Annotated in this window: 27 protein-coding genes; 24 read left to right on the top strand and 3 right to left on the bottom strand. The window is 39.0% G+C overall.

The window, feature by feature from the left end:
• Positions 1-96: 96 nt before the first annotated feature.
• The 23 genes from upp (at position 97) to O7776_RS02765 (ending at position 19,233) form a co-directional block, all read left to right on the top strand.
• Entirely contained in the window at positions 97-726 is a 630-nt protein-coding gene (upp, locus tag O7776_RS02655) for a uracil phosphoribosyltransferase (RefSeq protein ID WP_241367578.1), read from the top strand.
• Between the two features lie 85 nt (positions 727-811).
• Positions 812-1,927, top strand: a complete 1,116-nt coding sequence (gene wecB / locus O7776_RS02660; protein WP_274309104.1) for a non-hydrolyzing UDP-N-acetylglucosamine 2-epimerase — start codon at positions 812-814, stop codon at positions 1,925-1,927.
• A 767-nt stretch (positions 1,928-2,694) separates the two neighbouring features.
• Positions 2,695-3,066 (top strand): ATP synthase subunit I, encoded by a 372-nt coding sequence (locus tag O7776_RS02665; protein WP_274309105.1) that lies wholly within the window; start codon positions 2,695-2,697, stop codon positions 3,064-3,066.
• Positions 3,067-3,096: 30 nt separating this feature from the next.
• Positions 3,097-3,822, top strand: a complete 726-nt coding sequence (gene atpB, locus O7776_RS02670; protein WP_274309106.1) for a F0F1 ATP synthase subunit A — start codon at positions 3,097-3,099, stop codon at positions 3,820-3,822.
• Positions 3,823-3,898: 76 nt separating this feature from the next.
• Positions 3,899-4,123 (top strand): F0F1 ATP synthase subunit C, encoded by a 225-nt coding sequence (gene atpE / locus O7776_RS02675; RefSeq protein WP_274309107.1) that lies wholly within the window; start codon positions 3,899-3,901, stop codon positions 4,121-4,123.
• Positions 4,124-4,289: 166 nt separating this feature from the next.
• Entirely contained in the window at positions 4,290-4,811 is a 522-nt protein-coding gene (atpF, locus tag O7776_RS02680; RefSeq protein WP_274309108.1) for a F0F1 ATP synthase subunit B, read from the top strand.
• A complete protein-coding gene (locus O7776_RS02685; protein ID WP_274309109.1) occupies positions 4,808-5,344 on the top strand; it encodes a F0F1 ATP synthase subunit delta in 537 nt (178 codons plus the stop codon). The genes atpF and O7776_RS02685 overlap by 4 nt, the downstream gene beginning before the upstream one ends.
• A 29-nt stretch (positions 5,345-5,373) precedes the next feature.
• The gene (atpA, locus tag O7776_RS02690; RefSeq protein ID WP_274309110.1) at positions 5,374-6,882 is read left to right on the top strand and encodes a F0F1 ATP synthase subunit alpha; all 1,509 of its coding nucleotides are present in this window, start codon (positions 5,374-5,376) and stop codon (positions 6,880-6,882) included.
• 99 nt (positions 6,883-6,981) lie between these two features.
• Positions 6,982-7,839 (top strand): ATP synthase F1 subunit gamma, encoded by an 858-nt coding sequence (gene atpG, locus O7776_RS02695; RefSeq protein WP_274309111.1) that lies wholly within the window; start codon positions 6,982-6,984, stop codon positions 7,837-7,839.
• A 49-nt stretch (positions 7,840-7,888) separates the two neighbouring features.
• Positions 7,889-9,304, top strand: coding sequence for a F0F1 ATP synthase subunit beta (gene atpD / locus O7776_RS02700; RefSeq protein ID WP_274309112.1), 1,416 nt, complete (start codon positions 7,889-7,891; stop codon positions 9,302-9,304).
• A gap of 23 nt (positions 9,305-9,327) precedes the next feature.
• Positions 9,328-9,735: a F0F1 ATP synthase subunit epsilon gene (locus tag O7776_RS02705; RefSeq protein WP_274309113.1), complete on the top strand. Its 408-nt coding sequence runs from the start codon at positions 9,328-9,330 to the stop codon at positions 9,733-9,735.
• 142 nt (positions 9,736-9,877) lie between these two features.
• Positions 9,878-10,120: a DUF1146 family protein gene (locus O7776_RS02710; protein WP_274309114.1), complete on the top strand. Its 243-nt coding sequence runs from the start codon at positions 9,878-9,880 to the stop codon at positions 10,118-10,120.
• Positions 10,121-10,580: 460 nt separating this feature from the next.
• Positions 10,581-11,879: a UDP-N-acetylglucosamine 1-carboxyvinyltransferase gene (gene murA, locus O7776_RS02715; RefSeq protein WP_274309115.1), complete on the top strand. Its 1,299-nt coding sequence runs from the start codon at positions 10,581-10,583 to the stop codon at positions 11,877-11,879.
• Positions 11,880-12,089: 210 nt separating this feature from the next.
• A complete protein-coding gene (gene spoIID, locus O7776_RS02720; protein ID WP_274309116.1) occupies positions 12,090-12,938 on the top strand; it encodes a stage II sporulation protein D in 849 nt (282 codons plus the stop codon).
• A gap of 49 nt (positions 12,939-12,987) precedes the next feature.
• Positions 12,988-13,638, top strand: coding sequence for a M23 family metallopeptidase (locus O7776_RS02725; protein WP_274309117.1), 651 nt, complete (start codon positions 12,988-12,990; stop codon positions 13,636-13,638).
• 97 nt (positions 13,639-13,735) lie between these two features.
• On the top strand, positions 13,736-14,017 hold the full coding sequence (locus O7776_RS02730) for a sporulation transcriptional regulator SpoIIID (protein WP_241367593.1): 282 nt from the start codon (positions 13,736-13,738) through the stop codon (positions 14,015-14,017).
• 181 nt (positions 14,018-14,198) lie between these two features.
• Positions 14,199-15,194 (top strand): rod shape-determining protein, encoded by a 996-nt coding sequence (mreB, locus tag O7776_RS02735; protein WP_274309118.1) that lies wholly within the window; start codon positions 14,199-14,201, stop codon positions 15,192-15,194.
• Between the two features lie 322 nt (positions 15,195-15,516).
• On the top strand, positions 15,517-16,356 hold the full coding sequence (locus tag O7776_RS02740; protein ID WP_274309119.1) for a flagellar hook-basal body protein: 840 nt from the start codon (positions 15,517-15,519) through the stop codon (positions 16,354-16,356).
• Between the two features lie 69 nt (positions 16,357-16,425).
• Entirely contained in the window at positions 16,426-17,265 is an 840-nt protein-coding gene (locus tag O7776_RS02745; RefSeq protein ID WP_274309120.1) for a flagellar hook-basal body protein, read from the top strand.
• A 24-nt stretch (positions 17,266-17,289) separates the two neighbouring features.
• Positions 17,290-17,589 (top strand): DNA-directed RNA polymerase subunit beta, encoded by a 300-nt coding sequence (locus O7776_RS02750; RefSeq protein ID WP_274309121.1) that lies wholly within the window; start codon positions 17,290-17,292, stop codon positions 17,587-17,589.
• A 169-nt stretch (positions 17,590-17,758) separates the two neighbouring features.
• Positions 17,759-18,193 (top strand): 3-hydroxyacyl-ACP dehydratase FabZ, encoded by a 435-nt coding sequence (gene fabZ, locus O7776_RS02755; RefSeq protein WP_274309122.1) that lies wholly within the window; start codon positions 17,759-17,761, stop codon positions 18,191-18,193.
• A 189-nt stretch (positions 18,194-18,382) separates the two neighbouring features.
• The gene (locus O7776_RS02760; protein WP_241367599.1) at positions 18,383-18,766 is read left to right on the top strand and encodes a hypothetical protein; all 384 of its coding nucleotides are present in this window, start codon (positions 18,383-18,385) and stop codon (positions 18,764-18,766) included.
• A 104-nt stretch (positions 18,767-18,870) separates the two neighbouring features.
• Entirely contained in the window at positions 18,871-19,233 is a 363-nt protein-coding gene (locus O7776_RS02765; protein ID WP_274309123.1) for a hypothetical protein, read from the top strand.
• A gap of 179 nt (positions 19,234-19,412) precedes the next feature.
• On the opposite strand, the gene O7776_RS02770 is transcribed toward O7776_RS02765, so the two are convergent.
• Positions 19,413-19,871, bottom strand: coding sequence for a YwpF family protein (locus tag O7776_RS02770; RefSeq protein WP_274309124.1), 459 nt, complete (start codon positions 19,869-19,871; stop codon positions 19,413-19,415).
• Positions 19,872-20,125: 254 nt separating this feature from the next.
• On the opposite strand from O7776_RS02770, the gene O7776_RS02775 reads away from it, so the two are divergent.
• The gene (locus O7776_RS02775; RefSeq protein WP_274309125.1) at positions 20,126-20,527 is read left to right on the top strand and encodes a single-stranded DNA-binding protein; all 402 of its coding nucleotides are present in this window, start codon (positions 20,126-20,128) and stop codon (positions 20,525-20,527) included.
• Positions 20,528-20,669: 142 nt separating this feature from the next.
• On the opposite strand, the gene O7776_RS02780 is transcribed toward O7776_RS02775, so the two are convergent.
• Together O7776_RS02780 and O7776_RS02785 are read right to left on the bottom strand one after the other, a co-directional pair.
• Complete coding sequence (locus tag O7776_RS02780; RefSeq protein ID WP_274309126.1) at positions 20,670-23,420, bottom strand: DEAD/DEAH box helicase; 2,751 nt, start codon at positions 23,418-23,420, stop codon at positions 20,670-20,672.
• 47 nt (positions 23,421-23,467) lie between these two features.
• Positions 23,468-25,042, bottom strand: coding sequence for an SWIM zinc finger family protein (locus O7776_RS02785; RefSeq protein ID WP_274309127.1), 1,575 nt, complete (start codon positions 25,040-25,042; stop codon positions 23,468-23,470).
• Between the last annotated feature and the right edge of the window lie 340 nt (positions 25,043-25,382).

Raw genomic sequence — 25,382 nt, forward strand, 5'->3', positions numbered from 1 at the left:
CTTTGTGAACGTATAAAAAACATCCGGTGAATAGTTTTCGATAATATCCTTTTCTGTTATACTAACTTAGATAAACAACAGTTAGGAGATGTTAACGTGAGCAAAGTATACGTATTTGACCACCCGTTAATTCAACATAAGTTAACTTATATTCGAGATAAAGAAACAGGTACAAAAGAATTCCGTGAGTTAGTTGATGAAGTAGCAACATTAATGGCATTCGAAATTACACGTGAATTACCATTAGAAGAAATTGAAGTGGAAACGCCAGTTACAAAAGCGAAAGCAAAAGTTCTATCAGGTAAGAAAATTGCTATCGTGCCAATTTTACGCGCTGGTATCGGGATGGTAGACGGGGTATTAAAATTAATCCCTGCCGCAAAAGTAGGTCACATTGGTCTTTACCGTGATCCAGAAACGTTAAAACCAGTAGAATATTATGCAAAACTTCCAGCAGATGTGGAAGAGCGTGATTTCATCATTGTTGACCCAATGTTAGCAACAGGTGGTTCAGCAGTAGAGGCTATTAACTCACTGAAAAAACGTGGTGCGAAAAGTATTAAGTTCATGTGCTTAATCGCTGCTCCAGAAGGTGTAGAAGAAATTCAAAAAAATCACCCAGATGTAGATATTTACATCGCAGCTCTAGATGAAAAATTAAATGATCACGGTTATATCGTACCTGGCTTAGGTGACGCAGGTGACCGTTTGTTCGGCACAAAATAATATACAACAACGCCCGTGAAGTCGTTTACGGGCGTTTTTTATAGAAGAAGCCAATATTATTTAAATTAATAAAAGGAGCTCTATCATGACTAACAAATATAAAGTAATGACAATTTTTGGTACGCGCCCTGAGGCAATTAAAATGGCGCCGCTTGTATTAGAACTTCAAAAACATCCAGAACAAATCGAATCAATCGTTACCGTTACTGCACAGCACCGTCAAATGCTTGACCAAGTGCTTGAAACATTCAAAATTACCCCAGACTATGACTTAAATATTATGAAAGATCGCCAAACGTTAGTGGACGTGGCTACAAACGCATTAATTGGCTTAGATCGTGTTATGAAAGAGGCAAAACCGGATATAGTACTTGTACATGGTGATACCGCAACAACCTTTATAGGAAGCTTAGCGGCATTCTATAACCAAATTGCAATTGGTCACGTAGAAGCAGGTTTACGTACGGGTCAAAAATACTCTCCATATCCAGAAGAAATGAACCGTCAATTAACAGGAGTTATGGCAGATCTACACTTCTCGCCAACTGAGCAATCACGCGAAAACTTATTAAAAGAAAATAAGCCTGCTGAAGCAATTTTTGTAACAGGTAATACGGCAATTGATGCATTAAAAACGACAGTAAGCGAAAACTATACACACCCAGTGCTAGAAAAAATGGGTACGGATCGCATGATTCTATTAACTGCGCACCGTCGTGAAAACTTAGGGGAGCCAATGCGCAATATGTTCCGTGCAATCATGCGCTTACTAGCTGAACATGAGGATGTACAAATAGTGTATCCAGTGCACATGAACCCAGCTGTGCGTGAAGTAGCAAACGAAATTTTAGGGGACAATCCACGTGTACATTTAATCGAGCCGTTAGAAGTGTTTGACTTCCATAATTTCGCGGCACGTTCATTTATGATTTTAACGGATTCGGGTGGGGTACAAGAAGAAGCGCCATCTCTAGGTAAGCCGGTACTTGTATTACGCGACACAACAGAGCGCCCAGAAGGTATTGCAGCAGGTACATTAAAGCTTGCAGGGACTGATGAAGAAGTGATATACACAATGGCAAAGGAATTACTAACGAATCAAGCGGCCTATGACAAAATGGCACATGCCTCAAATCCGTATGGTGATGGATTTGCTTCTCAACGAATTGTAGAAACACTAATTAAACACGCTAAGTTATAGAATGAACAATCTTTTAGGCGGATGTCACAGATTTTTAGAGGAGCTTTTTCGAGTAAGCTCAAAAAAATCTGGACGCAATTACGCCGAGGTGTATTCCAAAGGTTTAACAACTTTTACATGAGCGTAGAAGTTGTTAAACTTCACTCAAAAATAATAGGGTTTGATGAGTAAGCGTTTTTTTTATGAGGAATTATATAATAAACAAAAAAATAGTTTTGTCAATAGTAAAAATCAATTTAAATACAAGAAAAAAAACTTTTTTTACGTAGAAATAAATGGAAAACAGAAAGAAAGCGTGAAATAGCGAATTTTGTTGTTAGTGAAGAAATGCAGATTGAGATTATGCATAACTTTACACAAATTTGTCAACAATTTGACAAGGACTACAACTGTGTGAAGTTTTTCACCAATAGCAATTGACATCAAAAACCCCCTATTGTATGCTTACAAAGGGTAAGAATGATAAGAGTTTCCTCTAGTCTCAAGACGTTGAAACACTTGTTATATCAAGTTTCTACTAGATTGACATTTGAAACTAAACTTGTCAATTTGCAACGTTTTATGCGTCTGGATTAAACGTCCACAAGATTACGAGTCATTTAGAAGTATGGAATGAATAGTGACGTTGGATAATGCTTCCATAGTTAAAATTATTTAGTACTTGTAACGGCCTCTGATTTTGTAGTGCATTCACTACAATTTAAATTCACTTAATGGTCGAAGAACGCTTTCTTTACTCGAAAAATGTTTCAGGAGATTAATTGCCAATGCTAAATTTGCATCACATGTTCGCAATGCAGAAAAAGGCGTTCTTTTTTTTGCTTGCTATTTGTGCGTTAGGCTGGGGATTTTCGCCATATGATTCGATATTTGCTGGTATAGCCCTAGGTGCTTTCTTTGGTACGTATAACTTTTGGATATTAGTTCGACGTATGGAAAAATTTGACCGTTCCATGAGTGAAGGGACAAAAGCACCATCTATAGGCATGGCATATCGCTTTTTTTCAGGTGTTGCCGCAGTCGCAATCGCAATATCGTTGCCACAATATTTCCACTTAATAAGCACGGTCATTGGGCTCATGATTCCGTACATCTTTTTAGTAATAGAAAGAATTGTACACCAGAATAAAAGCCATTAATGTGCATTTGAAAGAGAGGTGAATGCAGAAATGAATCATACAGCTCCAGAGTTCGACTTGGATTTAGGTTTTATAACACTTACGTTCAACATGTCTACAGTGTTAACTCTTTTTGTATCGGCAGTCATCGTATTTTTAATAGCAGTTACTGCAACGCGTAAATTAGCGTTAAAACCGACTGGAATGCAAAACTTCATGGAATGGATTATGGATTTCGTGAAGGGGATTATTAAGAGTAACATGGACTGGAAAACAGGTGGTCGCTTCCACATTCTAGGTATTACATTAATCATGTTTATCGCGGTATCAAACTTACTTGGTTTACCATTAGGTGGTATCGTTATCGGACATGATTTATGGTGGAAATCACCAACAGCCGATCCAGTCGTAACAATGACATTAGCGTCGATGATTTTAGTATTAACTCATTACTACGGTATTAAAATGCAGGGTACAGGTGGTTATGCAAAAACATTCGTCCAACCAATGTCATTCATGTTCCCTCTAAAGGTTATTGAAGAGTTCGCGAACACGTTAACTCTTGGTCTACGTCTTTATGGTAACATCTATGCCGGTGAGATCTTACTAGGTTTACTAGGTGGTCTAGCAGGCGCAAGTGTTCTAGGCTTTGTCGGTGCAATCGTACCAACAATGGCATGGATGGGATTCTCGATTTTCGTCGGGTTTATCCAAGCTTTCATTTTCACTATGTTAACGATGGTATACATGGCTCACAAAGTGAGTACAGACCATTAATTATAAATTTTCACATTCAACATAATGTGAGGATTTGAACCAAAAAAAATTACACATCCAAGGAGGATATTTACAAATGGTAGGTTCAGTAGGTTTATTAGCAGCAGCAATCGCAATCGGTTTAGCAGCACTAGGTGCAGGTATTGGTAACGGTTTAATCGTTTCAAAAACAGTAGAAGGTATCGCTCGTCAACCAGAAGCACGTGGCGCACTTCAAACAGTTATGTTCATCGGGGTTGCGTTAGTAGAAGCATTACCGATCATCGCAGTAGTAATCGCATTCATCGTAATGAACAAATAGTCTTTATAAAAGATTATTTCCAGTGGCGAAGAAGACTTTTCGAAGGCCCTTCGCCATTACTTTTGTATAAATAAGGTATACCCTTATTTATCATCCTTTAACATGAAAGTAAAAGTTTTACAAAATATAGATTTCTATTTAAGCTCTTGAAGGGAGTGAAACAATCGTGTTTTTAGACTATCTTGTACTAGGTGCAGGCGCTACTAAAATCAACTTAGGTGATATCATCGCGACTTTAGTTATCTTCTTAGGTTTAATGGCCCTTCTTAAAAAGTTCGCTTGGGGTCCTTTAATGGGTATCATGCGCGAGCGTGAAGAATTAGTGGCAAGTGGCATTGATGCTGCTGAAAAAGCTAAGAAAGAAACGCAAGCACTATTAGAAGAACAAAAGAGCCTTCTTAAAGAAGCTCGCACAGAAGCGCAATCTATCGTAGAAGGCGCTAAAAAGCAAGGCGAAGCAACTCGCGAGGAAATCGTGTCAGCTGCACGCGCTGAAGCTAACCGTCTAAAAGAATCTGCAGTTCGTGATATCGAAGCAGAGAAAGAAAAAGCAATCGCTGCGGTACGCGAAGAAGTGGTTTCATTATCAGTTCTTGCTGCATCTAAAGTTCTTGGAAAAGAAATTTCTGAAGCAGACAACAGCGCATTAATTAAAGAAACGATTGCGAAGGCAGGCGAAGCGAAATGAGTCAATCGACTGTAGCAAATCGCTATGCTCAAGCAATATTTGAATTAGCGTCTCAGCAAAACTTACTTTCAGAAGTGGGTGCAGATTTAAAAGAGATCAAAGAAGTATTAGCTTCAAACGATGAGTTTATGGCATTACTTACTGCTCCAAAAATCTCAGCTGACCGCAAAAAAGAGCTTATCGCCCAAATCTTAACTGGTGCTCAGCCAATCGTTGTAAACATGGTTCAATTTTTAATTGAAAAGAAACGTTTAAACGAATTATCAGCTGTAGCTGAACAGTTTCAAGCATTAGCAGCAGCTGCTCAAGGCGCTGCAGATGCAAAAGTATTCTCTACTCGTGAATTAACTGAACAAGAGCGTGCAGAAATTTCTGCTGCTTTCGGTAAATTAGTAGGTAAAGAAACACTTAATATTACAAACATTATCGATGCGTCACTAATCGGTGGCGTACGCGTTCAAATTGGCAACTATATTTTCGACAGCACTGTAGCATCTAAGCTAGAGGACTTAAAAAAAGTATTAGTTGGTTAAATCTTAAGAAATGTGAGAGGTGAACATACATGGGCATCAAAGCTGAAGAAATCAGCAGTCTGATTAAACAGCAGATTGAAGGTTATCAATCGGAATTAAAAGTAAGCGAAGTAGGTACAGTTATCACTGTTGGTGACGGTATCGCTCGTGCTCATGGCCTCGACAACGCCATGGCTGGAGAGCTTTTAGAGTTCTCAAACGGTGTTATGGGTATGGCACAAAACCTAGAAGAAGGTAACGTTGGTATCGTAATTTTAGGGGACTACCTAGGCATCAAAGAAGGCGATGAAGTTCGTCGTACAGGTCGTATTATGCAAGTTCCAACTGGGGAAGCGTTAATTGGACGTGTTGTAAATCCACTTGGACAACCAGTTGATGGTTTAGGACCAATCAACACAACTACTAGTCGTCCAATCGAGAGCCCAGCTTTCGGTGTAATGGCTCGTAAATCAGTACATGAACCATTACAAACTGGTATCAAAGCGATTGACGCTTTAGTACCAATCGGTCGTGGTCAACGTGAGTTAATCATCGGTGACCGCCAAGTTGGTAAAACATCTGTAGCGATCGATACAATCTTAAACCAACAAGGCGAAGATATGATTTGTATCTACGTTGCAATTGGTCAAAAAGAATCAACTGTACGTGGTACTGTTGAAACTTTACGTAAGCACGGTGCTTTAGAATACACAATCGTTGTAACTGCATCTGCTTCACAACCAGCGCCATTATTATACTTAGCACCATTTGCTGGTGTATCTATGGCTGAAGAGTTCATGTTAGATGGTAAACACGTATTAATCGTGTATGATGACTTAACTAAACAAGCATCAGCTTACCGTGAGCTTTCATTATTATTACGTCGTCCTCCAGGTCGTGAAGCTTACCCTGGTGACGTATTCTACTTACACTCACGTTTATTAGAGCGTGCAGCGAAGTTAAACGAAACTTACAAAAACGGTTCTATTACGGCGCTTCCATTCGTAGAAACGCAAGCGGGCGATATCTCTGCATATATCCCAACAAACGTAATTTCAATTACAGATGGTCAGATCTTCTTACAATCTGACTTATTCAACTCTGGTGTACGTCCAGCAATCAACGCAGGTTTATCAGTATCACGTGTAGGTGGTTCTGCTCAAATCAAAGCAATGAAAAAAGTAGCTGGTACATTACGTCTTGACTTAGCATCATTCCGTGAGTTAGAGTCATTCGCTCAATTCGGTTCTGATTTAGACGCAATCACACTTAAAAAATTAGAGCGTGGTAAACGTACAGTTGAAGTTTTAAAACAAGACTTAAACAAGCCACTTAAAGTTGAAAAACAAGTAGCGATCCTTTATGCATTAACTAAAGGTCACTTAGATGATATTCCAGTACAAGACATCGTTCGTTTTGAAAACGAATTCTTAAGCTGGTTAGATTCAAACCACACAAACGTTTTAGATCACGTTCGTACAACTAAAGAACTTGCTCCAGATGCTGAGTATATCGAAGCAATTAACGCATTCAAAAAAACTTTCGCTAAATCTGAGTAAGAATTGAACAGATTTTTTACGTGTGTATTCGTATGCACGTAAAAAACTGAACAGCTCTTTTTAAGAACTTGATAAAAATCAAAAGGTGGTGAAATACCAGTGGTAAACTTACGCGAAATTAAAGGTCGTATTAACTCTACAAAGTCTACGAAACAAATCACAAAAGCAATGCAGATGGTTTCTTCTTCAAAGTTACGTCGTGCAGAGCAAAACGCTAAAGCTTACGTTCCTTACATGGAAAAGATCCAAGACGTAGTAGGTGCAATCGCAGCAGGTACAAAAGACATTGGACACCCAATGTTAACTGTGCGTCCTGTTAAGAAAACAGCTTACTTAGTTATCGGTTCTGACCGTGGTTTAGCAGGTGCTTACAACTCAAGCATTTTACGTGAAGTTCAAAATACAATTAACTCACGTCACAAGTCTAAAGACGAGTACGTAGTATTAGCAGTAGGTCGTGTTGTTCGTGATTACTTTGTAAAGCGTGGACACAACGTTATCGCAGATGTAGTTGCTCTACCAGACCAACCATCATTTGCTGATATTAAAGAAATCGCACGTAATGCTGTTGGTATGTTCACTGATGGTACGTATGATGAACTTTATATGTACTACAATCACTTCGTATCAGCAATCGCTAATGAAGTGACTGTGAAAAAAGTTCTTCCTTTAACTGATATTGCACCGTCATCAAGCAATGCTGCATATGAATTCGAGCCATCAGGCGAAGCAATTCTTGAAGTATTATTACCTCAATATGCAGAAAGCTTAATTTACGGCGCGGTATTAGACGGAAAAGCGAGTGAACATTCAGCGCGTATGACAGCAATGAAAAACGCTACAGACAATGCCAACGATCTTATTGCAGACCTTTCTCTACAATACAACCGTGCACGTCAAGCGGCGATTACACAAGAAATTACAGAAATCGTTGGTGGAGCTGCAGCCTTAGAATAGGCCGCACACACCAACGTCGTATAAGAATACGATAGGAGGGTACACAGTAATGAACAAAGGACACGTTCTTCAAGTAATGGGTCCAGTAGTAGACGTTAAGTTTGCTAATGGTCAATTACCTGCAATTTATAACGCTTTAACAGTTACAATCGAACGTCCTAATGAAGAACCAACTACTCTTGCATTAGAAGTAGCGCTTCATTTAGGTGACGATTCTGTTCGTACGATTGCCATGTCATCTACTGACGGTTTACAACGTGGAGCAGAAGTAACAAACTCAGGAGCACCAATCTCAGTACCAGTTGGTGAAGCTACATTAGGTCGTGTATTCAACGTACTTGGTGAAGTTATCGACTTAGGCGAAGAGATTCCTGCTGAAGTTCGTCGTGATTCAATTCACCGCGAAGCTCCATCATTCGATCAATTATCAACTACTGTAGAAATCCTTGAAACAGGTATCAAAGTAGTAGACTTATTAGCACCATACATTAAAGGTGGTAAAATCGGTCTATTCGGTGGTGCCGGTGTAGGTAAAACAGTATTAATCCAAGAATTAATCAACAACATCGCACAAGAGCACGCTGGTATCTCAGTATTCGCAGGTGTAGGTGAGCGTACTCGTGAGGGTAACGACTTATTCTTCGAAATGACTGATTCAGGCGTAATCAAACAAACAGCGATGGTATTCGGACAAATGAACGAGCCACCTGGAGCACGTATGCGCGTTGCTTTAACTGGTTTAACAATGGCTGAATTCTTCCGTGATGAGCAAGGTGCTGACGTACTTTTATTCATCGACAACATCTTCCGTTTCACACAAGCAGGTTCTGAGGTTTCTGCCCTATTAGGTCGTATGCCTTCTGCGGTAGGTTACCAACCAACACTTGCTACTGAAATGGGTAAATTACAAGAACGTATCACATCTACAACTAAAGGTTCTGTAACTTCTATCCAAGCGATTTACGTACCAGCCGATGACTATACTGACCCGGCTCCGGCTACAACTTTCGCTCACTTAGATGCAACAACAAACCTTGAGCGTAAATTATCTGAAATGGGTATCTATCCTGCGGTTGACCCATTAGCTTCGACTTCTCGTGCATTATCACCAGAAATCGTTGGTCCAGAACACTACGCAATCGCAACTAACGTTCAACGTACAATCCAACGTTACCGTGAGTTACAAGATATCATCGCCATCTTAGGTATGGATGAGTTATCTGATGAAGATAAACAAACTGTAGAACGCGCTCGTCGTATCCAGTTCTTCTTATCTCAAAACTTCCACGTAGCGGAACAATTCACTGGTCAAAAAGGTTCTTATGTACCTGTTAAAGAAACTGTTCGTTCATTCAAGGAAATCCTTGATGGCAAATGGGATCACTTACCAGAAGATGCATTCCGTCTAGTTGGTTCTATTGATGAAGTAGTAGCGAAAGCTAAAGAAATGGGCGTACAAGTTTAATTAGCTGACGAGGAGGAAAAAATATGAAGACAGTTACAGTCAATATTGTCACTCCCGACGGCCCAGTATACGATTCTGAAGTAACGATGGTAATCGCTAAAACAACTTCAGGTGAAATTGGTGTGTTAGCAGGCCATATTCCTATGGTTGCTCCACTAACAATTGGTGCAGTTAAGCTGAAAAAAGCTGACGGTACTACTGAGGTTGCAGCGATTAGCGGCGGTTTCATTGAAGTTCGTCCTGAAAAAATTTCGATTTTAGCTCCTTCTGCTGAAGTTGCTTCTTCAATCGATTTAGCTCGTGCTAAAGAAGCTTTAGTTCGCGCTGAAGGCCGCCTTCAAAAGAAACAAGATGACATCGATTTCAAACGTGCTGATTTAGCATTAAAACGTGCGTTGAATCGTATCAACGTTCATGAGGGTAATATCTAATTTTGATACAAAGTGGGCAGAGCAATCTGCCCGCTTTTTTAAATATATCCTTGACGTTTGAAAACTCTAAGGATTTATAATCTTCAATTAGTAATTTTCCTTGATTTAAAGGCTTAATGAATAGAAGGAGTGAAAGTGTGAAATGGATTTAATCGTGCAAACTGGTCAACAAGCACTAATGAATATTATTGCAAATATTATTTTTATTGGTATGGCTTTGTATGCTTTACAAGGACTTCGTATTGAGCAGCTGTTTAAAAAAGGGAAAACATTTCAAATTCAACTATTTTATATATTTATGAGTATTGTTATAGGATCAACTGTGGCAGATTTCTTTTTAAATTTTTTGAGTTGGTCTAAATCCATTCCCTATATTTACCAATAAAACAGGAAATTTAATGTGTCATTTTATTTCTTGTAGGGGGCAATAATCACTTGTTTTTCACTACAAGGAATAAAAATTTCCTAGGAAATACAGTACGTTTATAAGATTATGACGTGCAGGTAGTTATTTAGGTATGGTACTTCTTTCATAAGTGGTTAGGAATGCATAATTTTTTTTGCGAGGAAAACCCAAAAAAAAAAGACCTCATATCGCGTTATTCTGCGTGTGATTTGTATTTCTAATGAATATTTGTCTATTCACATTAAATACTTGTACTGCGTATTATATATTTATAGCTATTTTGATAAAATTAGCTTAAAATAGTGATTTGGGTGCTTGAATGTGCACCATTATTTATGTAGTATGTTTTAGTGTGTAAAATAACAGTCAAATGAAAAATTAATTGAACTTATCCATTCATTTATTAATTATATGAGAATCGAATTCGGAGGGACGAATTGTGGAAAGAATTATTGTTACTGGGGGTAAAACGCTAAAAGGTAACGTACGTGTCGAAGGTGCGAAAAATGCTGTATTACCGATTTTAGCTGCGTCTCTATTAGCTTCTAAAGATAAAAATATTATAAAAGATGTACCAAACTTAGCAGATGTAAGTACAATTAGCGAAGTATTGAAAAGCTTAAATGCAAAAGTAGAATATAAAGTAGAACAAAATGAAATGATCATTGATACGTCGATGAAGCTTTCTAGTGAAGCACAATTCGAGTATGTTAGCAAAATGCGTGCCTCAATTTTAGTAATGGGGTCATTATTAGCACGTAATGGCTACGCACGTGTAGCTTTGCCTGGTGGATGTGCAATTGGTTCACGTCCAATAGAACTTCATTTAAAAGGCTTCGAAGCAATGGGTGCTAAAATATCATTTGGTCATGGTTATGTAGAAGCAAAAGTAATAGAAGAATTAAAAGGCGCAGAGATTTATTTAGACTTCCCAAGTGTTGGGGCGACTGAGAATATTATGACAGCAGCAGCATTAGCAAAAGGCATAACAGTCATTGAAAATGCAGCTAAAGAGCCTGAAATTGTTGATTTAGCAAACTTCATTAATTCAATGGGCGGTCGTGTCATCGGTGCAGGTACTGATACGATACGTATTGAAGGTGTGAAAGAATTAAAAGGTTGCGAGCATTATATTATTCCAGACCGTATCGAAGCAGGGACGTTTATGGTGGCTGCAGCAATTACTCGTGGTGATGTATTTATCGAAAACGCTGTACCAGAGCATATGACGGCATTGATTGCGAAAATGCGCGAAATGGGTGTTGAAGTAATCGAAGAAGATGAAGGTCTACGCGTACGTGCAAATGATCCGTTAAAAGCAGTGGATATTAAAACTATGCCACACCCAGGCTTCCCAACAGATATGCAATCACAAATGATGGCATTAATGTTAACGGCTAAAGGCACAAGTATCATCACTGAAACTGTATTTGAAAATCGTTTCATGCACGTAGAAGAATTCCGCCGTATGAACGCGGACGCTAAGATTGAAGGCCGTTCTGTGTTTATTGAAGGTGATAAAAACTTACAAGGTGCAGAAGTTTCAGCAACAGATTTACGCGCAGCAGCAGCACTAATTTTAACAGGATTAGTTTCTGAAGGTGTAACACGCGTTACAAAATTACATCACTTAGACCGTGGCTATGTGGACTTCCACAAGAAATTAGCTGCTCTAGGTGCAAATATTGAGCGCGTAGATATAGAAGAAGTTGTAGTAGAAACAGTGGTAACAGTATAACCGTTTAAGTATTTTTAAGCATCTAGTTGCTCGAATAGAATTTCGAGTAGTTAGGTGCTTTTTATATTGCTTAGATATATGGTAGGAAATATTTTTCCGTAGAATATTTTGAGTTTTCAGGTATATCTACTGGCAAAAAACATACATTGTCACATGAAAAAAATCATTCTCACGTTGTTAGTAATTAGCTTATTCCTTATGCCAGTTTTTATGCAAAAAGGTGAGACAAAACAATCGGTTTCTACTATAGAAACACCGAAAGATGAATGTCCAATATTTATCAAAATCAATAATACTTCGATCCCGTTAGAAGAATATTTAGTAGGGGTACTAGCTGGAGAAATGCCAGCGAGCTTTCATGAAGAAGCACTAAAAGCACAAGCAATCGCCTCAAGGACGTATGTATTAAAGCAAACAAATAATGGACAAACTCCGATTTTAGCAACTACCGCACATCAAGTTTTTCATGATAAAGATTTGCGCGAAGAAAGATGGAAGGCCGCGTTTGCACAAAACGAACAAAAGGTGCAACAGGCTGTCGAGCAAACTAAACAACAAGTGCTTACTTATAACGATCAGTTAATTACAGCAATGTTCCATGCTTCTTCCTTCGAACAAACTGAGTCCGCACAAAATTATAGCAATAGCATAGTTCCCTATTTACAGTCTGTCTCATCACCAGAGCCGCTTGAAGAAACGGAAACTACTTACACATACAGTGAATTAAACAAGCTGCTCAAACAAAATTTCACCATTGCACAGTACAAAAATACGAAAGTTAGTTTTAATAGCTCAGGTCGCGTGCAATCTATTACAATTGCAAATAAAACGTGGTCAGGGCGTGAAATGCGAGAATTATTAAATTTACGTGCAACCCACTTTACTTGGCAGTCCACTACAAAGGGGGTCACACTAACAACTCTTGGATATGGGCATGGTGTCGGCATGAGTCAGGAGGGGGCAAATACGCTGGCACAAGGTGGAACCACAGCACAGGAAATTTTGGCGCATTATTATCCGAATACATCATTACAAACTTTTAATAATTGTCAAAAATAATGTTTAACTTGAGAACTTCCTGTCCACACTCTCTCTTGAGGTGATGAATATGGGAGAAGATAAACGAAAGCCTTCTCGGAAACCATTTATGGAGAGACCGTGGTTTTGGCCGGTGATTTATAGTAGCATTGCAGTAATGATTGTTGGTGTTATCTTAAGTTACAATGTTCTGTACAACAGTAAGCAAGATGAGGTTGCAATTAAAGGACAGCCAGAAACGAATCAACAATCTATTTTGCCAACTGCATCGAAGTTAGAAATGTTAAAATATCCGTTTAAAGAGGAATTATTCAATGAAGTAAGCATCGTACAAGAATTTTATGATGTAACTGCTGACGAAGCGACTCGAGAAAAAGGATTATTAGTTTTTAATCAAGTATATACGACTTCTACAGGCGTCTCTATTGCCATTAATAGCGAGCCATTTGAAGTTGTAGCAGCAATGAGCGGCGAGGTCACACAAGTCAAAATGGACGTTTTCACAGGTAATCAAATTACGCTGAAACATCCAAATGGTATGGAAACACGTTACAGCTCAGTCTCTGATATTGTAGTAAAAGAAGGAGACAAAGTTACACAAGGGGAAGCCATTGCCAAATCGCAAGAAAATGAATGGAACCCACAAGCAGGCGTTCATTTATACTTTGAATTGTTAGAAGATGGTGTGCTAATCAACCCACGTAAATATTTATCGTTCTAAATCTGAAAACAAATTCGAATAAACCTAAACGTTGACACATAAGGTGAACCAATAAGAACTAAACACTCTTCATACATTTTATAGAGAGGAAGAGAACGTGCACGAGCATATTCGGCAGCGTTGCGTTCGATTAGGTGAGCTGTTTGTGGAGACAGGTGGAACGGTGCGTGCTCTTGCCAGTAAAACAGGATTTTCGAAAAGTACGGTGCATAAGGATTTAACAGAAAGGCTTGTACAAGTAAATGAGCCGCTTGCTAAACAAGTCCAAGACATGCTAGCGTACAATAAATCGATTCGACATTTACGAGGCGGAGAAGCAACACGCAAAAAATGGTTAACAAAGCCAATACAATCCCAAGCAATGTCTAGCGAGTTTTAACCTCACTAGGCATTTTTGTATTTGCAAGGTACACAAAAAAACCCTATAAATCCCAAAGTAAAGGAAATTCCCTACCATAATTTTAGATGTAATTTACGTATTGTATATGATAAAATAATCTAGATAAAGAGAAAAATGAAACGTACACATGTTGAAATCGGTGGAAGGAGATTAAATAAACATGTTTTCTAAAGATATTGGGATAGATTTAGGTACTGCAAACGTGTTAATTCACTTGAAAGGGAAGGGCATTGTCTTAAATGAACCTTCAGTAGTGGCGATTGACAAAAAGAGTGGAAAAGTACTTGCTGTAGGTGAAGAAGCGCGTCAAATGGTAGGGCGTACACCTGGGAATATCGTTGCAATTCGTCCGTTAAAGGATGGGGTAATTGCCGACTTTGATGTAACGGAAGCCATGTTAAAGCATTTTATCAATAAGTTGGATTTAAAAGGATTCTTATCAAAACCTCGTATTTTAATTTGCTGTCCGACAAATATTACATCTGTCGAGCAAAAAGCGATTCGTGAAGCAGCTGAAAAATCAGGCGGTAAAAGGGTTTATTTAGAAGAAGAACCGAAAGTTGCAGCAATTGGGGCAGGTATGGATATTTTCCAACCAAGCGGTAATATGGTCGTTGATATCGGTGGTGGTACAACAGACGTAGCAGTATTATCAATGGGCGATATCGTAACGAGCGAGTCAATTAAAGTCGCAGGCGACGTATTCGACAATGACATCTTGCAATACATAAAGAAAGAATACAAGCTATTAATCGGTGAACGTACAGCAGAGGATATTAAAACAACAATCGGTACAGTATTCCCTGGTAGCCGTGAAGAAGCGATGGAAATACGTGGACGTGATATGGTAACGGGTTTACCGCGTACCATCGAAATCCACTCAGTAGAAATTGAGCAAGCATTGCGTGAATCAGTAAGCATGATTGTACAAGCGGCGAAGGACGTACTTGAAAAAACACCGCCAGAATTATCAGCAGATATTATTGACCGCGGCGTTATTTTAACAGGTGGTGGTGCATTATTACATGGCATTGATCAATTGTTAATCGAAGAATTGAAAGTACCAGTATTCATTGCTGAAAATCCGATGAACTGTGTAGCTGTTGGAACAGGCATTATGTTAGATAATATTGACCGAGCAGTTAGTAATAAATAACTAACTAACTATTCTCACCTATGTTCCTAACATTTAAGTGACTTTTACCGATATATAAACAATTACGCATCGGCGTAATTGTGTCCAGGTTCTTTCTAGTATAGTGCCACAGGGCGTTGGTCAGTCAGCTGCTGTTACAGAATGTAATGTTTTTAGCCTTCGTTCTCCTATTCAGCCGGGGATGCCTCCACTGAAGTAAGGTCCTTTGGTATTCAACGCCCACTTTTAGAATTAGGGGACTTCTGTATCTGTCACTTTGCTGATGGTACAAAAAGAATCTGCAGTAGCAAGGTAAATAAGACGTAAATTCGAGGTGAAGCGAATGTTTAAAGGGTTTTATACAGTAGCGACAGGAATGGTTGCTCAACAACGTAAAACAGAAATTTTAACAAATAATATGGCGAATGCGAATACACCTGGTTTCAAATCAGATCAAACGACAATTCGCTCATTTCCAGATATGTTGATGTCGGCAGTAAGTTCAACAAATATCCCTACAGAAAATGGCTTTGCACTTAAAAGACTAGATACAGTTGGCGCATTAAATGCGGGTGTATATTTACAAGAAACAATGCCAGACCAAGCACAAGGACAGATTTATTCTACGGGCTTGACGACAGACGTAGCGCTTATTAATAGTCAAGTTCCAACAGATGTAGCTTCAGGCAACTCCGGGCAAATTTTCTTCCGTTTAGAAAACGAAAACGGCACAGAAAGCTATACGCGTAACGGGAATTTTACTTTAGACGGCGCGGGGAACTTAGTGAATCCAATGGGGTTATTCGTACTTGATGAAAACGGCAACCGTATGCAATTTGCGAACGATAACATTCGCATTGATTCAACAGGGGTTATTTTTGATGAAAACAACGCACAAGTGGGCGTATTAGGCGTAGCATTTTCGGCAAACCCAGACGTTTTAGTAAAGCGTGGCAATGGTCTTTACAATACGTTAGATGGTGCAGACTTACCTTCAGCTTACGGACAAGATGGCGTACAATTTTCAATGCAACAACAATACTTAGAAGGTTCTAATGTCGATGCTTCAAAAGCAATGACGGACCTATTAACGGCTTATCGCGCATTCGAAGCCAACCAAAAAGTATTACAGGCATACGATAAAAGTATGGATAAAGCCGTAAACGAAATCGGACGTGTGTAACTTCGTTTAGCACAGTGAATTATTTTCATTCATGGACGAAATTACGTATAATAAGGAGGTAGTATTCAAATGCTACGTACAATGATTACAGCGACAAATACGTTGTCTCAAATCCAGAATCAATTAGATACCATTAGTACAAATATCGCAAATAGTAATACACACGGTTATAAAGCACAACAAGCGAACTTTACAGAGCTGCTATATCAACAGTTTAATAATGATGAATACGACAAAACAGTACGACAAACGCCAGTGGGCATTCGCTATGGAGTTGGAGCACAAATTGGTCAAATTCAATCAAATCAAACGCAAGGATCGATCCAAGTAACAGATCGTGACTTAGATTTTGCTTTAACAACGAAAAATCAATACTTCAACGTACTGATGACAAATGATGCAGGCGAAACGCGTACAGCATATACGCGTAACGGGAGCTTTTACGTATCGCCAACGCAACCAGGTATTGTAACACTTGTAAATAGTGATGGCTATCAAGTGGCGGATGTGAATGGTCAAGCAATTACGTTCCCAGACAACGCAACACAGTTTACGATGGATTCAGATGGAACATTAGTAGTAAATTATGCAAATGGTCAACCACAACGTTTCCAATTAGCGGTTTCATCACTGCAAAAGCCACAAATTATGGAAAACCTGCAAGGTGGTACATACATTGGCTTGCCAGAAAATCTTGACGAACTTGGTTACACAGAAGCCGAGATTTTAACAGATTTACAGGGGGCAAACCGTCAAGTTGGCATTCAAAAAGGGGCACTTGAAATGTCAAACGTTGATTTATCGAAAGAAATGACAAATTTAATTCAGGCACAGCGTTCTTACCAGTTCAACACACGCGCGGTAACGATTGCTGATCAAATGCTGGGCTTAATAAACGGTATTCGCTAAAGGATATTGTAAGGGAGAATAGTTATGACAGATGAGTTTGAACAACAAGCAGCACAGCCGACATTAAAAAAGACGAGACGTGGCTTCAGAAGACAACAAGAGACACCACAGCCGGAGCCAACGAACGATCAGCCAGTCCGCTGGGTTCAGCTTCGTCTCATTCCCATTTGGTTACGCATAATTTTAGTAGTAGTACTTTTTGTTGCCGCTGCTGCAATTGGTCTTATAATTGGCTACAGCGTCATTGGTGATGGTGATTCTGCCGACGCATTAAAATGGAGCACTTGGCAACATTTACTCGATATTATGAGTGGAAAACAGTAAAGAAGTTGTCATAAACATGATTTTGTGCTACCCTTTTAAGCCTACTAATTGTGATATAAAGAGTGAGTGAGCATGGCTGTAGGAAAGAATTTCTACAGCCTGTTTACACATAGTTTATAAGAATTTTCTACATAGTTATCACGTTTCAAACAACAGAGGGGGAAGTTATATGTTAAATGCAGAGCAAATTCAAAATATTTTACCACATCGTTATCCGTTTCTATTAGTTGATCGTATTTTAGAGATTGAAGAAGGTAAGCGTGCAATCGGTTTAAAAAATGTGTCAATTAATGAACAATTTTTCAATGGACATTTTCCAGGTTATCCAGTTATGCCAGGTGTGTTAATTGTGGAAGCATTAGCACAAGTTGGAGGCGTAGCATTACTTAACATGCCGGCCTATAAAGGTCGTCTTGTATTTTTAACAGGCATTGATAATTGCCGCTTTAAACGTCAAGTTGTACCGGGCGATCAGCTAAAACTTGAAGTAGAGTTTATAAAATTACGTGGGCAAATGGGCAAAGGGAAAGCAATTGCTACTGTAGATGGTGAGCTAGCTTGTGAATGTGAAATCTTATTTGCAATTGGACCGGAACAGCCGTAATAAAGCAATTTGCAATTATACCGCAAAGATTATAGAATATATAGGTTGAAGTGAAATTTTTACCTTTTGACAGGAGTTAAAAAAAATCGGAGCTCTACTGATTAATAACCGTATGCAATTGTCAAAATATAAATATAAAGAATGATAACAAGCAAAGTTCGGCTTTAAACGTAGGAGGTTTTAAAAGAGATGTATAAACAATTGTCTTCAGGCGTAAAAATTAGTATTACACGATCAATCTCGACGTCGTTTGAAGCTTATTTAGCAAATATTGGTTGGGATGAAGAAAAATTTTCAATGGAAGACTACATGGTAAGTTGGCAAAGTTACTTCAAGGAAAATGCGGCTTGGATCGACAAAATACCAACAGAGGTATTATTAAGCCCTGAATTCCACGAAGAAATCGCCAAGAAAATGGACGAGGTTATTGCAAAAATTTTAAATGAAGCGCCAACTGATAAGCAAAAGAAAGAAATTGCGAAGTTACAAAAACAGTTAGGCACGGACTATAAATTTGATTGTAAGGCTGAGGCTGCTTACGTGGAGCAACTGTTAAAAGATAAATTAAAATAATCCCATTTATATGTTGGATAGATCCTTCTTTTCCCGGGCACTATATTTATGATCACTTGAAGTGATTATGAATTGAGTTTCTAAGCGAAAGGAGGGATTTTTTTATGCGTACTTCCGCAGTAATGGTAAGTGTATTTTCACTTTTTTTACTTGCTGGCTGTAACTGGAACACAGCTGAGCGTGATACAACAACTCCGGCAGAGGATGTAGAACGTGGAGTAGATGATGTGATGGACGATACGCGGGATGCCATTGATGATACAATCGATACTGTTGATCCGAATCAACCAAGGAACGGGGAAGTAAACGAAAGTACGATTGATGGAAATAAAACGTATCCAAACGGGTCAAGTAACCCAAATGGTGAAAATGGGATAACTGCACCAGGGGCTCCGTCTGTCAATCAGGAGGATATCATCGAGGATAAAAAAGACCGCGAAGATAAAGACAAAGTGGATAATCAATAATGAAAAAAGGAAATCCGTGGTTAATGCGGATTTCCTTTTTCATTGTGTCTAGGCTAAAGTGCCAGCTCCTCGATCTTTTCGGTCCCGCCGTCGAAAGTCGGTGAAGCGCATACTTTCTAGTCGGGCCCTCCAAAGCTGGTCGGAGCTAAACGGGCGCTTTAGCACTTTTCTTATTCGCTTTATTTAATAACCTGTGTATTTTCTAAACGTTCATTTCGTTCTTGGAGTGATGGGCGTTCACGCATGCCTTGTTCAAATGCGACAAGTAGTTCATCGTTGCGCAAGCCCTGCTCAAGCAATTGTGATAATAATAACTCAGCGTATTTTTTGCGCTGTGCTTTCAATCGTCCTTTAAATAGTACCGAAATATTTTGATCAATAGGTGTTAAGGAATGTGTGATAATTGAAAACGGCGCGGGCTCGTTGTCTGGAAATGAAATAATAACGCGTGCATCGAGCATTGTACCGGATAAAATGAGCTCGTCAAAAAGTTCTTTATATTCAGAAGTTGTAAATGCTTCAATTACCCAAAGTTGGTGGCTATTTTCTTGGTTGATAATTATGCCATCTGTTAGTGGGATTTTTTTGAGTTTGCCGTCTAGTTCTAATTCAAACGAAAGCATTTTAAAAGTTTTCAAAAATTATCCCCCCTTCGAATTTATTGATACATAAAGTATAACATATTCAAATTGCGAAACTGTCAAGATCGGCTACAAGAATAATGCTTTCAAACCATGATTACGTCTTATTTTGTTCAAAAATCAATAATATTAACGCATCAAAAAAAGCAATTTGACTTGTAAAATGGGCTTAAAACTCATTTTTCAGATTTTGAAAAAAATTAGGTAATTATTTATTATGTAGTTAATTTAATACGAAAGGAGGAGAACGCATGAATCATGTTGGAATTGTCGGACGCACGACGAAGGATTTGAGCCTGCGTCAATTATCAGAAGGGCGTGTACAAACAACTTTCACCGTAGCGATAAATCGCCAATATAAAAATAGTGAAGGGGTGAATGAGGCAGATTTTGTGCAATGTATTGCATGGGGAAAGCTAGCAGAACTACTAATAAAACATTGCGGAAAAGGCTCATTAATTGGCATTAAAGGTCGTTTACAAACAGGTTCCTATATTAATCGAGAAAACCAAAAAGTGTTTACAACAGATGTTGTAGCCGAGGAAATTCGCTTTTATGCATTGAAGCCAGTTGCAAATGCCACAGAGGCACCAGCAATTCCAAAAGATTTTGTATTACCAGAACAAGAAAGTGAGCTAGTAAAATCGTTATAATTTGTCCTCGTTAGCTTACCGTTACATTGGACAAGTCTACTGTATGACCGCACAGTAAAATTCTATTCCAATCTCAATGAAAACAAGTTGTGAAGTAAGCAAAAACAGAGTCTACTTCAAGGCGTAAAGTAGACTCCACATTTTATTTGAATGTTGCTATATCGAGGGTAAGTAAATTCATGAGTTCCTGATCATCGAGCTCAGTAAGCCATTTACTGGATTGAATCAATTCCTCTGACAGCGCAGACTTCATCGTGATCATTTTATCGATTTTTTCCTCAACTGTTCCAATTGTCACAAATTTATGCACTTGTACAAATTGTGTTTGGCCGATACGATAGGCACGGTCTGTTGCTTGGTTTTCAACTGCCGGATTCCACCAACGATCGGCATGTAGTACATGTGTAGCCGCTGTTAAGTTAAGCCCCGTACCACCAGCCTTCAGTGACAGTAAAAATACTGGAAATTCCCTCGCTTGAAAGGCCTCTACTAAATGGTCACGTTGAGCTTTTGAGGTACTACCTGTTAAAAACGGTGCATCGACATTGTAAAGCTCTTGCAGGCAATGTTGAATTAAATTACCCATACCGATATATTGGGTGAAAATTAAGCATTGTTCACCACTATCAATTATTTCCTTCGTCATTTCAATTATGCGTTTAAGCTTCACCGAACGATTCATCATCGTTTGTGCTTCATCAAAAGGTTCTTTTAAATAAAGGGCAGGGTGATTACATAATTGTTTAAGCTTTCCGAGCATTTTTAAGATGCGACCTTTTTTCTCAAAGCCCGCTAGTTGTTCTAAACTTGCAAGTGTATCTTGAATATAGCCTTCATATAGCGCGGCTTGCTCTGTTGTTAATGCACAGAACTCATGAGATTCTTGTTTGTCAGGTAAATTTAATTGAAGCTCTGGATCTCGTTTAGAGCGACGCAGTAAAAACGGACTAATTTTTGTACGTAGTATGCGTTTATGTGATTCCGATTCGTCGCGTTCAATCGGGATAATATATTGTTCCGAAAATTTATTGAAGCTACCTAAATACCCTTTATGGATAAAGTCAAAAATAGCCCATAATTCAGAGAGGCGATTTTCAACAGGCGTACCGGTTAATGCAATATGGTGTGTCCCACTCAGTTTACGAATGGCACGGGATTGCATCGTTTGCATATTTTTGATATTTTGAGCTTCATCAAGCGCAATCGTCGACCAATGAAGGAGCTTTAAATCATCTGCGTCTTGTGTCACTGTACCATAAGTCGATAAAATTACATTCGGACGCTGTGTTAGTACATAGCTTGTTAAATCGTCACCTTTCAAACGGCGAGGACCGTAATGCGTATACACTTCTAAATCTGGTGCGAATCGCGTTAATTCCTTCTGCCAGTTCCCAACAACAGAAGTTGGACAGACGATTAATGTAGGCTCCTGTACTTGCAAAGTTTGAACCGTGTGTAATATATACGTAATTAACTGAATGGTTTTTCCTAGACCCATATCGTCAGCAAGACAAGCGCCGAATTTTTGCTCACGCATAAACGTTAACCATTCAAATCCCTCTTGCTGATATGGACGTAGCTCGGCGTGTAGCTTAGATGGCACTACGATAGGAGGTAAGCCCTTTTTATGTTGAAGCTGTTCGATATATGCGGCGAGTGATTGCTGCATTTCAAAGGCAAATAGAGGATCATCGCGCTCTGCATCTTCTTCGTCTTCATCAAGTGGTGCGGTTAACGTTTCTGGTAGCTCACGGAATAATAAATCCTTTACGGTCCAATTTTCTTCTTCCGCTTGCTCCATTAGTTCTTTCATTTCAGTAAGCCACTGCTCATCGATGCGGAACCATTCATTACCGATACGTACGAATTCACGTTTTTCGTCAACTAAACGCTTGAATTGCTCGGCAGAAACCTCTTCACCATTCATCGAGAATTGCCACTTAAATGTTAAAATATCATCAAGTCCAGCGACACTACGCGTAGATTGGTTACCTGCGCTTACACGAACTCGTAGTTTTGACTGCTTTAATTCTTTTAACCATGCAGGCAAAATAACTTCAAATCCAATTGCCTGAAGCTTCGCTAAATCATGGCGTAAAAATTCGCGTACAGCTGCATCTGCTAGTGTTAAACGAATAAATTGAGAAGGTTCCAAATCGATTTGCAATAACTCTAACACTTGCTGCTGCGTATTTTCAATTTGTGATGCAATAGGTTCCCATTTTTTCGGTAAGGCATCATTGATTGGTAGTTGTCGTTTTGTAGCAGCAGGTGTCCAATGCTTTGCGGAAGAAGGACTTATTAAAACGGTTTCTAATAGCCAGTTTTCTTCATTGTCCTCTGGTTCACTTAAACGTAGCGCCATTTTTACGCCATCAAAAGTATGTGTTCCTTGCAGTGGCCAACCCCCGTTTAAGAAGTATGGAATTAGCGTAAGAGAATCTTCTTTTGACAGTCCTGCATTTGCGAGCTTTTGTTCCATTGCATGCTGCAATAATTCCTGCTCAAAGTTAAAGCCATCTTCTGTTAATGTTGCATACTGCCATAGCTTTGAATCCGACCATAAAGGGAGTATCATTTTTAGGTCACTAAACAGCTGAGTGGTTTCACTATTTAGCGCCGAAAAATCTATAAATGGATGACGGTAGCGAGGGGATAATACATCAAGTAAATCCGCTGCATCTATAAGTAAGTCACGTTCTTCTAAAGACGTGTTTAACCCATATAAATTTTGATCAAATTTAAAAAACAATGTCGGTACCCAGCTTGCGGTTGGCAAAATTAAATCGTCCTTATTGTACGCAGTCATACGAAAAAGTCCCGGACGTACTGTGGCAAGCTTGATGCGCATTGTTTGTAAAAATGGCAGTTTTGTATTGAGTAAAGTTTGCATAGCTAGCTTGCGTTACGCAAGTTCACCTCCTAATGACAACATACATATTATGAAGCAATTAAATTGCTTTTTATGATTTCTTCTTGTAGTGCACGTAGACGCTTAAACTGCTGTTGCACGGCATCTATATAGTTTTCAAAATAGTCGAGCTTTCCTGCTTTTTTAGCCGCAGATTTCATTGATCGCCAAATACGGACAGCCTGTTTATAATTTTGACGCGATTTTTGGTTAATTTCATCCATCGCATAAAAATGATAAAGCGGTAATGCGGCTTCTGGGGCATGGGCAACAACTTCCTTTAAGCCACTTTGCTCTAAATAAGCAATGGAAGTAGGGTAGAGCTGATGTAATGCGACCCATTCATTATAACGCGCATGGCGTAGTAAATAATCAGAAAACGCCTCGATACCAAATTTACCAAATGCCGCATACAGTGTAAGTTCCTCGGCTTCTGTTAAGTCAATTTGCTCGTACAGTACATCGAGTTTACGAGTGTATTTTTGACGACGAATAGGTAGTAACTGTTCTTGAATAAAGGTTTGTAAAAAAGGAAGCGCCTTTTTCAAAATCAGTGTCGCTTCAGCAAGATAGCCTTTTTCAAGACTTTGCTGCGCAACATCGATAAAGCTTTCTACATTTTCTAATGACATCTCTTGTATTGTTCGTTCTAGCGGTGTGATTGTACGTAATAAAATATAGAACAGCGCTTTCACTACGTTTAAATCGATATCGATTGGAGCGTTTGTTTTTTCTAAAATGGAAAGCTCCGCTGTTAAGCGCTTTTTCTCTGTGAATAGCTTCGTCCAAAATTGTAAGTATAGTGCAAGACGAAAATGCGTAGCCCCTTTTTCGAGCAGTAAAATATCGCGTGTTATTAACTGTAGTGCATCAAAAAATGGTTCGGCTGCGAATAATTTCGTCGTTCTACTAATGATATCAATTGCACGCTCCATACGAATGAACGCATTATCTAAGTAATAGTTGAAGTAATTATTGTCCATTGACATGCCCGTTTTCACAGCATGCTGTAATAGGCGCTTCATACACGCAATTTCCATATACAAATCAAATAATTGCTGCCACTCTTGTTCAAATGGGCGCTGGCGTTGTAATTTTAAACGGGCATTTTCAAGAAGCGAAGAAATTAAAAAGCTATCGATCGGTCGCTGCTCTTTAAAGGTATAGTTCAGCACTTCGTCGGCCATACGCTGCCAGCTTTCAGGACTTCGCTCAGAGGCGAGGGTACTCAACTGCACTGTTTTTTTCGCGCGCCAACTTGTTAGCCAATCTTGCAACGAAATGAAATATTGTGAAAGCTTAAAAATAACTGCTAGCTGATGTCGACATAGCTTTTTTTGAGGGCATGTACAGCTAATTTGCTGCTGTGTAAAAGATATGGTTACGTCGGTAGTGCGAACATCTTGAATTTGGCACACCAATATTTGTGTAAACGCTGAGTAAGTACGCAGCTTGATCGCTTGATTACGCACGGAAAACATCGCACGAGTGACAAGTTCGGCATCCTCATTTGCAGAGGGATGGAGCTGCTCTTCGAAGCGCTGTAATGTTTTTTCAATAAAATCTTTATGTGAATGAGCAACATCAGAAAAACTGGAACTCACAATAGACGTCCTCCTATCTAAAAAAGTCGTTCCTTTCATTATAATATGAATTCCAACAAAGTGAAACTTTACTCGATTGGGGTTTTTCTCATTCCCTTCCGAGCATTAGCCTTCACTAGTCAGGCTTTTGTAAAGCTTTTAAGGGCTACGACATGTCGGCTTTGCGTGAATACGTGAGATTGCCTAGAAAATCCCTGTTTTTTCAATGCGAATTTAAATGCACAAACGCTCGCAAATCATTTTGAATGCATATATTAAAGAAAAAAATGTAATCCCAAATTATGGAGAACAACCTCAATTTTGACCAGGTACATTAATTGGAAAGTTTGAAACGTTGAAA

It is taken from the genome of Solibacillus daqui, from assembly GCF_028747805.1.
Lineage (GTDB): Bacteria > Bacillota > Bacilli > Bacillales_A > Planococcaceae > Solibacillus > Solibacillus daqui.

What these genes read in the sequence shown, in the direction of transcription:
- O7776_RS02665 (WP_274309105.1), top strand. Translation starts at nt 2,695, where the DNA reads ATGCTAAATTTGCATCACATGTTCGCAATGCAGAAAAAGGCGTTCTTT.
- O7776_RS02740 (WP_274309119.1), top strand. Translation starts at nt 15,517, where the DNA reads ATGTTTAAAGGGTTTTATACAGTAGCGACAGGAATGGTTGCTCAACAA.
- O7776_RS02780 (WP_274309126.1), bottom strand. Translation starts at nt 23,420, where the DNA reads ATGCAAACTTTACTCAATACAAAACTGCCATTTTTACAAACAATGCGC.
- atpB (WP_274309106.1), top strand. Translation starts at nt 3,097, where the DNA reads ATGAATCATACAGCTCCAGAGTTCGACTTGGATTTAGGTTTTATAACA.
- mreB (WP_274309118.1), top strand. Translation starts at nt 14,199, where the DNA reads ATGTTTTCTAAAGATATTGGGATAGATTTAGGTACTGCAAACGTGTTA.
- O7776_RS02725 (WP_274309117.1), top strand. Translation starts at nt 12,988, where the DNA reads ATGGGAGAAGATAAACGAAAGCCTTCTCGGAAACCATTTATGGAGAGA.
- wecB (WP_274309104.1), top strand. Translation starts at nt 812, where the DNA reads ATGACTAACAAATATAAAGTAATGACAATTTTTGGTACGCGCCCTGAG.
- O7776_RS02705 (WP_274309113.1), top strand. Translation starts at nt 9,328, where the DNA reads ATGAAGACAGTTACAGTCAATATTGTCACTCCCGACGGCCCAGTATAC.
- O7776_RS02775 (WP_274309125.1), top strand. Translation starts at nt 20,126, where the DNA reads ATGAATCATGTTGGAATTGTCGGACGCACGACGAAGGATTTGAGCCTG.
- spoIID (WP_274309116.1), top strand. Translation starts at nt 12,090, where the DNA reads ATGCAAAAAGGTGAGACAAAACAATCGGTTTCTACTATAGAAACACCG.
- O7776_RS02710 (WP_274309114.1), top strand. Translation starts at nt 9,878, where the DNA reads ATGGATTTAATCGTGCAAACTGGTCAACAAGCACTAATGAATATTATT.
- O7776_RS02750 (WP_274309121.1), top strand. Translation starts at nt 17,290, where the DNA reads ATGACAGATGAGTTTGAACAACAAGCAGCACAGCCGACATTAAAAAAG.
- atpE (WP_274309107.1), top strand. Translation starts at nt 3,899, where the DNA reads ATGGTAGGTTCAGTAGGTTTATTAGCAGCAGCAATCGCAATCGGTTTA.
- O7776_RS02765 (WP_274309123.1), top strand. Translation starts at nt 18,871, where the DNA reads ATGCGTACTTCCGCAGTAATGGTAAGTGTATTTTCACTTTTTTTACTT.
- atpA (WP_274309110.1), top strand. Translation starts at nt 5,374, where the DNA reads ATGGGCATCAAAGCTGAAGAAATCAGCAGTCTGATTAAACAGCAGATT.
- atpD (WP_274309112.1), top strand. Translation starts at nt 7,889, where the DNA reads ATGAACAAAGGACACGTTCTTCAAGTAATGGGTCCAGTAGTAGACGTT.
- O7776_RS02745 (WP_274309120.1), top strand. Translation starts at nt 16,426, where the DNA reads ATGCTACGTACAATGATTACAGCGACAAATACGTTGTCTCAAATCCAG.
- O7776_RS02685 (WP_274309109.1), top strand. Translation starts at nt 4,808, where the DNA reads ATGAGTCAATCGACTGTAGCAAATCGCTATGCTCAAGCAATATTTGAA.
- fabZ (WP_274309122.1), top strand. Translation starts at nt 17,759, where the DNA reads ATGTTAAATGCAGAGCAAATTCAAAATATTTTACCACATCGTTATCCG.
- O7776_RS02760 (WP_241367599.1), top strand. Translation starts at nt 18,383, where the DNA reads ATGTATAAACAATTGTCTTCAGGCGTAAAAATTAGTATTACACGATCA.